General features: G+C 64.1%; 8 protein-coding genes. 4 read left to right on the plus strand and 4 right to left on the minus strand.

Annotated features, from left to right (window positions below):
* Positions 1 to 239: 239 nt before the first annotated feature.
* The 4 genes from VJ923_RS08380 (at position 240) to rplL (ending at position 4877) form a co-directional block, all read left to right on the plus strand.
* Positions 240 to 1868 carry an FAD-binding protein gene (locus tag VJ923_RS08380; RefSeq protein ID WP_326440460.1) on the plus strand — a complete coding sequence of 543 codons (1629 nt, stop codon included), beginning with the start codon at positions 240 to 242 and terminating at the stop codon, positions 1866 to 1868.
* A gap of 336 nt (positions 1869 to 2204) precedes the next feature.
* Positions 2205 to 3614, plus strand: coding sequence for a helix-turn-helix transcriptional regulator (locus VJ923_RS08385; protein WP_326440462.1), 1410 nt, complete (start codon positions 2205 to 2207; stop codon positions 3612 to 3614).
* A gap of 270 nt (positions 3615 to 3884) precedes the next feature.
* A complete protein-coding gene (rplJ, locus tag VJ923_RS08390) occupies positions 3885 to 4406 on the plus strand; it encodes a 50S ribosomal protein L10 (RefSeq protein ID WP_326426093.1) in 522 nt (173 codons plus the stop codon).
* A gap of 90 nt (positions 4407 to 4496) precedes the next feature.
* A complete protein-coding gene (rplL, locus tag VJ923_RS08395; RefSeq protein WP_326440464.1) occupies positions 4497 to 4877 on the plus strand; it encodes a 50S ribosomal protein L7/L12 in 381 nt (126 codons plus the stop codon).
* A 251-nt stretch (positions 4878 to 5128) separates the two neighbouring features.
* On the opposite strand, the gene VJ923_RS08400 is transcribed toward rplL, so the two are convergent.
* The 4 genes from VJ923_RS08400 to VJ923_RS08415 all read right to left on the minus strand — a co-directional run bounded on the left by VJ923_RS08400 (position 5129) and on the right by VJ923_RS08415 (position 9970).
* The gene (locus tag VJ923_RS08400; RefSeq protein WP_326440466.1) at positions 5129 to 6064 is read right to left on the minus strand and encodes a patatin-like phospholipase family protein; all 936 of its coding nucleotides are present in this window, start codon (positions 6062 to 6064) and stop codon (positions 5129 to 5131) included.
* Positions 6065 to 6150: 86 nt separating this feature from the next.
* Positions 6151 to 7401, minus strand: a complete 1251-nt coding sequence (locus VJ923_RS08405; protein ID WP_326440468.1) for a baeRF8 domain-containing protein — start codon at positions 7399 to 7401, stop codon at positions 6151 to 6153.
* Positions 7402 to 7581: 180 nt separating this feature from the next.
* Positions 7582 to 9501: a heavy metal translocating P-type ATPase gene (locus VJ923_RS08410; RefSeq protein ID WP_326440470.1), complete on the minus strand. Its 1920-nt coding sequence runs from the start codon at positions 9499 to 9501 to the stop codon at positions 7582 to 7584.
* 241 nt (positions 9502 to 9742) lie between these two features.
* Complete coding sequence (locus VJ923_RS08415; RefSeq protein ID WP_326440472.1) at positions 9743 to 9970, minus strand: cation transporter; 228 nt, start codon at positions 9968 to 9970, stop codon at positions 9743 to 9745.
* Positions 9971 to 10022 lie beyond the last annotated feature (52 nt).

Below are 10022 nucleotides of genomic sequence, written 5' to 3' on the forward strand. Positions count from 1 at the left end.
CTCGTCCGTTTTTCGTTTTCCCAGATCAATCACTAGGTTTATAGGGTGGTTTAAAGCTTTAAACTTCTTTTTCCTCGGTGGTCGATGCACGGTTTTTCCGCCGCGTCCATAGTGCGTGGTGCAGCCAGCGAGCTGCAGCGGCGGGCGAGGGAGCTTCGCCGCGAACCAAGGCAGCACGGAGGCTGCGGCCGAGCCTTGTCAAGGGCTCGGCGCCACGAGAGAGGGAAAGGGAACCCATCATGAAGAACGCTATGAATGTTTCTCGTCGCGATTTGTTCAAGTTCGGTGGCGTGGCCGCCATGGGCGTGGCCGCCGCCGGAGCGCTTGCCGGTTGCGGGCAGCCCAAGCTCGCCGGCACGGGCGATGCCGCTGCCGCCGGCGACGGCTCCGCCTATGTGGGCCCGAGCTTCCTGCAGAAGCCCGCCGAGATCACCGATTTCGCCGAGACCCACGACTTCGACGTCGTGGTGGTCGGTGCCGGCGAGTCGGGCCTGGCCGCCATTCACGCGGCCCTGGAGACCGGTGCTACTGTGGGCGTGCTCCAGAGCCTGTCTATCGTGCAGACCGCCGGCAACATGGGCGCCTCTATCGACCTGACCAAGACGAGCGAGGCTGGCATCAAGGCGGCGCTGTCCTTCATCAACTACAAGAGCGACTACCGCGCCAACATGGGCCAGGTGGAAACCTGGGCCCGCAACTCCCAGGAGGCGCTGGCCTGGTGGGCCGAGGCCGCGGCCAAGGGCGGCAGCGAGTCGAAGCCCTACGACTACGTGGTGAACTGCAACGGCCACGACGTGTACTTCCACGCCAACACCTACTTCCATGACGAGGGCCACCAGAAGGGCGCGCTCATCATCGGCGACGCCGTGCAGGAAGAGGGCGCCGAGATCTTCTTCGAGACCCCCTGCGTGCAGCTGTACATGGAGGACGGCCGCGTGGCCGGTGCCATCGGCGAGGCCAAGGACGGCAGCCACGTGCTGCTGCGCGCCGCCAAGGGCGTCATCATGGCCTCGGGCGACTACGTGGGCGACTCCGAGATGCTGTACTACTACACCCCCGACGCCAAGGGCCTGCATCAGGCCGTGGACTTCCGCAACGGCACCGGCCTCAAGGCCGCCATGTGGGTCGGCGCCCAGATGTGCCCGGCCTCGCACACCAAGATGGTGCACGGCGAGGGCCCGAAGGTGCGCTTCGAGATGCCGTACCTGTTCCTGGACCGCCACGGCAAGCGCTTCATGGATGAGGGCTGCTGCCGCATGGGCTACCTGAACGAGTTCACCAACAAGTACCTGGCCGAGGTCGATTTCGCCGAGTCCACCGCCGCGAAGTTCTTCTCTATCGTGCCCACGAACTGGGAGGAGCACTACGAGGCCTGGAAGCCCTTCTCCGACATCTCCATCCACAACGCCTACCGCAATGTGGATCCGGAGGCCTGGATCAAAGGCGACACCCTGGAGGAGCTGGCCGCGAACATGATCGCCTATGCCGACGAGGAGGGCTGGGCCCACGACTACACCGTGGAGGCCATTGTGGAGTCCATCAACCGCTACAACGAGCTGGTGGCTGCCGGCGAGGGCGACGCCGACTTCGGCAAGCGCGACGAGTACATGGTGCCCATCGAGGCCCCCTGCTACGCGGTGCCGCGCGGTGCGAACAACATCGACGCTTTGGTGGACGGCCTGTGGTGCGACGACAACTTCCAGTGCCTGGACGCCGACATGCAGCCCATCCCCGGCCTGTTCGCCGTGGGTAACGCCTCGGGCCCCTTCTTCGGCAACAGCAACTACCCGATGGACATCGAGGGCCTGTCGGTGGGCCGTGCCATCACCACCGGCTTTGCCACGGGCCGCTACGTGGCCGGGCTGTAGAAGCCGCGCGGGTTCGCGCTCGGCACTGAAGTGCGGGCTTGGCCTGCCGCGGAAAGCCGCCAACTGATACCCTCCCTCAAGCCGGCGCTCCGTATGGGGCGCCGGCTTTGCTGCGCCTGCACCTTTTTCACCGCAATAGGCGTCAATTCTAAAAACCCGAGTTAGTAGAGTCTGAACAAGGGATATCGACTGAAAAAAGCGTCCCATTTGAGTAAGAAAGACCCATTTTGGGCCTCCCCAGCTCTTGCAGACTCTACCAACTCGACTTTTTGGTAAAAAAGAAGACAATATATGACGCTTGCTGTTTTTGAGAGGGGATGGCCTTTGGGAAGCGAAATGCAAGAAGATCGCCGTGCGCTTTTGAAGGGCGGGCGACGCTATATTTGCGCGTATGGGTGCGCCCGGGCTTGGGCGACGCTCACGTTCACGGGTGCGACTGCAGGCGCGGGCGTGTTGGATGCGGCGCCGTGGTCGTTCGAGCCGCATTTCACCTTCGATGTGGCCTACATTGCCGTGAGCATCCTGCTCGTGCTGCTGTTCCGACGGTTCGTGCCGTTGAATGAGAATCGTGCGGTGAAAGCCGCGTCCTTTGGGTGCATGGTTGCGGCGTCGCTTTTGTGTGTGGCGGCGGCGTGGGTGCCCGAGGCGTCGTTTGCGCTGATGGTGGGCGGCTCGCTGGCGGCGGGCGTGGGCTACGGGCTCTTCCTGCTACTGGCCGCCGAAGTGCTCGCGACTTTCAGCTTGTTGCGCATCTTCCTGTTTCTGTCGGGCGCTATGGTGCTGGGCTCGGTTATCACGTTCTTCTGCGAGGGGCTTGCTGGCGTTCAGGCTCAGGCCATGCTGGTGCTTCTGCCCGTGCTCGCGGGCGCCTATCTGCGAGGCGCTTACTACCACGTTCCGACAGCCGACCGACCCAAGCGCGGTGTGCCGAAGTTCTCTTACCCGTGGAAGCTGTTTGCGCTGTACGGCCTGTACGCTTTCGCCTACGGCATGCGGGCCAACCAGTTGGTGGCCGGTGCCGGGCGACACTCGTCGGTATCGACGTTCATCCTCATGGCGGTGCTGTTCGCCACGGCCTATTTCGCGTCGAAGCGGTTCAACATTGGGCTTCTGTACCGGTCGCCGGTGGTGCTCATGGTGTGCGGTTTCCTGCTGGTGCCGGCGGAAAGTCTGTTCGGTGCGGCGGTGTCCGGCTACCTTATCGCCATCAGCTATTCGCTCATGTCGTTCCTCGTGATGTTTCTGCTCTTCGATATTTCGAAGCGCCTGGGCGTGGCCATTGTGGCGTTCATGGCCATCAAGAACGCCGAGCAGCTGCTGCAGGTGGCCGGCGGCGAAGCGACGGGCTTGCTGGGTGCCCTCGGCCTGCCCGCGTCCACCGAGGCGCTGACGGTTACCGTCATCGTGTCGGTGCTCATTCTGGCGGCCACGGCTCTGCTGTTCTCCGAGAAGGAGCTCGCCAGCAAATGGGGCGTGTCCATCCTGGATACGGGCGGCCTCATCGAGCGCACGGCCGAGGAGGAGCGCGCAGCCGAGCGCGTGGACGAGCTCTCGCGCACCTACCGCCTGAGCCCGCGCGAGCAGGAGGTGCTGGCGCTTCTGGCCGCGGGGAAGACCGGCCGCGTCATTCAGCAGGAGCTCTTCATCGCCGAGGGCACCTTCAAGGCCCACACCCGGCACATCTACGAGAAGATGGGCATCAACTCCCGCAAGGAACTTTTCGACCTTTTGGGAATTTCCCATTGACAGCGGGCGCGGGCGCATTAAACTAGACAAGCTGCTCAAAAGAGCAGTGCAACGAACAGATATGTTCCGCTACTTAAGACAGCAGGTACGGGGCCCGCAGGGCAACCGTTTAATCGCGCAAGCGGCCCGCCGAGGTGGTCGAAGATTCGCAACCGTGAATTTCTGCGGCCTCCGTCTTATGGGCGGGGGTCGTTTTCCTTCTTAAGGCTTGCGGCCCACCCAACCAGGTGCGGAACCCGGAAAGCTTTGAGAAGGAGGTGTACGACAAAGATGCCCAACGCTCAGAACAAGGAGATGCTCACCAGCATCAAGGAGGATCTCGACGGCGTTTCCGCCATGTGGGTCGTGGACTACCGCGGCCTGACCGTGAAGGAGATGCAGCAGCTGCGTCGCGACATTCGCGAGACTGGCTCGGTGCTGAAGGTCTACAAGAACACGCTGGTTCACCTGGCGCTGTCCGAGGCCGAGCTGCCGACGCTCGACGACATGCTCGCCGGCCCCAGCGCGTTCGTGTTCTCCGGCAACGACGTGGCCGCTTCCGCGAAGGCCCTGAAGACCTTCGCCAAGGCCAACGAGAACCTTGAGATCAAGGGCGGCCTGATGGAAGGCGCTGCCGTGTCTGCAGCGGAGGTGGAGGCTATCGCTTCTCTGCCCTCTCGCGAGCAGCTCATGGCTCAGATCGCCGGTGCCATCTCTGGCGTCGCTCGTGGTCTGGCCACCACCATCAACGGTGTGCCGCGCGGTATGGCCCAGGTCGTCAAGGCCGTGGCCGATCAGAAGGAAGCTGCCTAACAGCTCGGGCGGCCTGAGACGGGCCGCGTAACGCAAAAAGAAACTTGGCCGGCACGAAGAGGCGCCGGCCCCCTTTGAAAGGAAACTAACATGGCTGTTACTCGTGAAGAGATTCTTGAGGCTCTGAAGGAGATGTCCCTGCTCGAGGCTTCCGAGCTCGTGAAGGACATCGAGGAGACCTTCGGCGTGTCCGCCGCCGCTCCGGTGGCCGTGGCCGCCGCTGGTGCTGCTCCGGCTGAGGGTGGCGCTGCCGAGGAGAAGTCCGACTTCGACGTCGTGCTCGAGGGCTTCGGCGACAACAAGATCGCCGTCATCAAGGTTGTCCGCGAGATCACCGGCCTGGGCCTGAAGGAGGCCAAGGAGGTCGTCGAGGGCGCTCCGAAGCCGGTGGCCGAGGGCGTTGCCAAGGACAAGGCCGAGGAGATCAAGGGCAAGCTGGAGGAAGCTGGCGCCGCTGTGACCCTGAAGTAAATTCGTTTTCGCGAACACTTCTCCCCTCAAGGGACTGCCAAGAACCCCGCCTACGAGCGGGGTTCTTTTTTTGCGGGAGGGGGGTGAGTCGTCGCGGATTGCTTTCGAAACGACGGGTAGCGTAGTTTTCGGGGCGAAGAAGCGCGGTCGCGAAAATCGCGACCTGGGAAAACTCCTATGTGAGCTTGCGTGATCCGCTCGCGAGACTACGCTACCCGTCGTTTCGAAAGCAAAAGAGCGACCCCGGGAATCTAGCCGAGCCACTCCAGCAGGGAGGCGATGTCGCGGCGGGCTTGGGAGCTGCCGGTCTCGTAGGAGCGGACGAGGGCGTCGTAGTCGGTGGTCTTGTTGCTGACCTCCATGACGTCGGGATAGAATACCCAGGCCGTCCCCGATTTCTCCAGCGCCTCAATTTCGTCGCAGAGCGCGTTGTAGGGCTGCCAGCGGGCGATGGTGCGCTCGGCCACCACGGGGTGCGACCGAAAGGCCGCGCGGAAGAGCGTCTGGGCGCCGCGCCCCATGGGGCGCTTGCGGTAGCCGCGGGGCTGGGTGCGGATGATGCAGAAGCGCTCGAAGCCGTCGGCGCGGGCGGCGTTCAGCAGAATGCCCCAGCTATCGCCCATGCCGCCGTCCACGTAGGTGCGCTCGCCGATGGTGGTAGGGGGCATGAAGATGGGCATGGTGGACGACGCGCGTACCATAAGGCCCACGTCGTGGGCGGTCTTCATGTCGGCTTTCGTCCAGGCCACCGTCTCGCCGGTATCCCAGTCCAGAGCCTCGATGTGCACCTCGGCGGGGTTCGCGCGGAAGGTGTCCCAGTCGAAGGCCATGGGGTCGCCCGCAGGCGCGGTTTCGATGAGCTCCTCGTACAGATAGGGTCCGTTGAAGTAGCCGTGCCCGGCAAGGAAGCTGCCCCAGCCGCCGAAGCGCGGGTATTGCACCAGCTCCACGAAGCTGGCCCGGGCGCGCTGAGGGTCGCGTACCAAATAGTTCACCGTGTGGCTCGAGCCCGCCGAGATGCCGTAGACGCGTCCGAAGTTCACGTTGCGCGCGAGCAGTTCCACCACCATGGGGGCCGTGTAGCTGTTGCGCATCCCGCCGCCTTCGAAGATAAGCGCCACATCGGGCTGGTTGATGGCCATGGCGGCGCGGTCGACACGGGAAGCGGTGGGGGACATATCGGACATGACGGCGGCTTTCTCTCCACGAAAAAAGGGAGCCCAAAAGTGAGCTCCCTTTCAGTATAGCGGTTTGCCCTAGCGGGCCGGGCCGACTATTCCGCGTAGCGGAAGAGGGCGGCGACGGACTTGTCGGTGGGCATCTGGTCCTGTTCCACGATGTAGATGTGAGCGTCCTGCGCCAACGCCGCCTGGGCGAAGGCGTCGGTGATGTCGGGCGCGGCCGGGTCGATGTAGCCGTCATCGGTGGGATTCGGGTTCGGATCGAAAGTGACGGTGCCGGTGTTGATGTCGAAGCCGCCGGGCAGAATCTTGCCCTTCACCATGAACAGGGCCCCCACGCGACGCTCGGCGAGCGCCATGCCGATGGCGTCGAAGTCGTCCGACGCCTTGCCGTGGGCCGCGTCAGCGCCGAACTTCTCGGCAGTCTCCTTGATATTCGCGTCGCGGATGCCGTCCATCACGGCCAGCGATTCTTCCAAGAGCGCCTTGCCGTCAAGGCCGGCCGGGTCCTTCTTGATGCCGACGGGCAGCAGGTGGCGCAGGGTGCAGATCTTGCGGAAGTCGTTCACGTACTCCGGATCGCAGCACAGGATGATGGGCGTGGTGTCGTCGCGCACCAGGTAGTCATTCACGGTCTTGTTCACGTAGCGGAACCACTGGGCGGCGTCTTCCTTCTTCACGTCGTTGCGCGATTGATGGTCGTGGTACTGGCCCATGTGGCCCTCGAGCGTGATATAGTCCAGCGCGCCCAGCTCGTCCTTCTTCATGTCGGCGGCGGTGTCGTCGCTGTTGGCGAACAGCTCGCTGAAGAAGTCGTGCACCTCCTGCGGCAGCTGCTGACGCTCCACGTGGGTGCGGTCGCCCTTCACCCAGCTGAAGCGGTCGTTGGAAAGCTCCAGCACGTAGTACTCGGTGCCGTACTGGAAGTTGCGCAGCAGCGGCTTCACGAAGTAGGTGTCGCCGGCGGCCACCATGGGATCGGGGGCGAAGAACAGGTTGTATACGTACACGTCGTCGTTGCTCATGAGGAAGCCCAGACCTTCGCCAGCGTGCAGCCACAGCGGCATGTCGGGATGTTCCAGCAGGTAGTCGGCGCGCTTCACGATGCCCGCATAGGCATTCTTGTCGTAGCTTTCGGCCAGGGTGCGCTCGGCATCCTTCATCAGGTCCTTGAACATGTCGCGGTCCCAGATGTCGCGGCGCTCTTCACGCTCGGTGTGGTGCACGGGAATATACAGCGACACGACCGGCGCAGGCACGTTGGAGAGAATGGAGGGGTCGAAGCTCTCCATCACGTGAATGCTCTCGTGGGTCTTGCGCTGTGTCTCCTTCTCGTCTTTCATGGCGAAACCTCCATAGTGGTCGGGTGCGGTGTTGCGACGCGTCGCCAGGGCCCGCGGGGCCGCCTTGCAGAAGGCCGTGCTCGGTAAAGCTCGTCGGCGCGTAAAAAGAGCATAGCCCCCCGAGGCTGATTCGGAGGGCTATGGGTAAGTCTGTGAACTTCTGGTTGCCGAAATGCTGATTTACTCTCTCACGTTCATGGCGCGCATGGCGTTCAAGATGGCGATGACGGCCACGCCCACGTCGGCGAACACGGCCATCCACATGTTCGCGATGCCGAAGGCCGCCAGGATGAGCACGGCGAACTTGATGCCGAGCGCGAACACGATGTTCTGCCACACGATGCGCATGGTGTGGCGAGCCAGGTCGATGGCTTTCGCGATGTCGTCGGGGTTGTCGTTCATGAGCACGATGTCGGCGGCCTCGATGGCGGCGTCCGACCCCATGGCGCCCATGGCGATGCCGATGTCGGCGCGGGTGAGCACCGGCGCGTCGTTGATGCCGTCTCCCACGAAGGCCAGCTTGCCCTTGCCGCGCGTGTCGCGCTCGGTGGCGGCCAGCAGCGCTTCTACCTGGGACACCTTGTCCTGGGGCAGCAGCTCGGCGTGCACCTCGTCGATGCCGAGGTCGGCTGCCACGGCCTGGGCCACGGCGGCGCGGTCGCCGGTGAGCATGACCGTGCGCTTCACGCCGGCCGCGTGCAGATCGGCAATAGCGCGCTTGGCCTCAGGCTTCACGGTGTCGGCGATGACTACGTGCCCGGCGAAGCGGCCGTCTATGGCCACGTAAAGCACGGTTCCGGCGGCGTCGGTCGCCTGGAAGGCCACGTTGCGGGCACCCATGAGCTTCCCGTTGCCCACGAGCACGGGCTTGCCGTCCACAAGCGCCGCCACGCCTTGGCCGCTGATCTCCTCCACGTCGCTCACGCGGGCCGCGTCCAGAGGGGTGCTGCAGGCCTCGCGCACCGAGGCGGCGATGGGGTGGGTCGAGAAGGACTCGGCCAGCGCCGCGGTGGCGATGAGCTCGTCCTCGGTGAAGTCGGCGGCCGGGGCAATCTCGGTTACGGCGAAGGTGCCGTCGGTTAGCGTGCCGGTCTTGTCGAACACCACGACCTCGGTGGAGCCCAAAGCCTCCAGGTAGTTCGAGCCCTTCACCAAGATGCCCAAACGCGAGGCGCCGCCGATGCCGCCGAAGAACGACAGCGGCACCGAGATGACGAGCGCGCAGGGGCACGACACCACGAGGAAGGTCAGGCCGCGCAACACCCAGTCGGCCCAGTCGCCGCCGAACAGCAGTGGGGGCACCACGGCCAGAAGCGCCGCCACGCCCACGACGATGGGGGTGTACACGCGGGCGAAGCGCGTGATGAAGTTCTCGGTGCGGGCCTTCTTCTCGGCGGCGTTCTCCACCAGCTCCAGAATGCGGCTGACGGTGGAGTCCTCGAAGGGCTTGGTGGCGCGCACGACGATCTTGCCCGTGAGGTTCACGCAGCCCGAGATGACCTCGTCGCCCGGGCGCGCCGTGCGGGGCACTGACTCGCCGGTGAGCGCTGCGGTGTCCACCTGGCTGTCGCCCGACACGATGACGCCGTCCAGCGGAATGCGCTCGCCGGGCATGACGATGAACTCGTCGTCGGGGGCCAGCTCGAAGGGATCCACCTGCTTGAGCTTCCCTTCTTCTATCACGTTGGCGAACTCGGGTGCGATATCCATCATGTCGGCGATGGACTTGCGCGACTTGTCCACGGCGTAGCTCTGGAACAGCTCGCCCACCTGGAAGAACAGCATCACAGCAGCGCCTTCGGCCATGTGCGGCTCGGTGTGCGGGAACAGCACCAGCGCGAACGCGCCGAAGGTGGCCACGGTCATGAGGAAGTCCTCGTCGAGCGCGTGTCCGCGCGCGAGCCCTCGGAAGGCGCCGGCGATGACATCGTAGCCGGCGATAAGGTAGGGGATGAGGAAGAGCGCGAACTCGGCGTACACGTCGCCGGGGGTGCCGAAGGCGGCGCGCAAGATGCCCATGTTCTCCACGACGATGATGGCGAAGAAGATGACGAGGGCGACGATAATGCGGGTGAGGAGTCGCTTTTGTTTGGGGCTCATGGTGGGGTCCTTCGTTGTCCGCTTCTGACCAGGGGGCAATACTCGATGCTCAGACAGTCCTCGCTCGGCGAAACAGCCCACTGGGCTGTTTCGTTCGCTGCGGAACTGCGCGTCGAGCATCGCCCCCTGATCGGAAGCTACTCTTACGGGGTTGAGAGAACAGTAGGCTGGGGGCGCTGCGGAACTGCGCGCGGAGGCACGCCCCGCGCCCGCCGACTGCTCTTACGGGGTTGAGGGAGTGCTAGCGCTTGATGACGCAATCCTTCTCGTAGCTGGTGCATACCTGCTGGGCGGCGTCGACGATGGCGGCGAAGGCCTCGGCATCGTCGACATCGGCGTCGATCACGAGCTTGCTCGTCATGAAGCTGATAGTGGCCTTGTTCACGCCAGGCAGCTGGCTGATGCCGGCTTCCATCTTCGCGGCGCAGTTGGCGCAGTCCAGGTTCTCTAGCTTGAATGCCTTTCGCATGGCGGTTCCTTTCTCGTTCTCGCTCAATGGTGGCTGGGGGGCTTTCAGTGCT

The organism is Adlercreutzia shanghongiae, from assembly GCF_035830635.1.
Lineage (GTDB): Bacteria > Actinomycetota > Coriobacteriia > Coriobacteriales > Eggerthellaceae > Adlercreutzia > Adlercreutzia shanghongiae.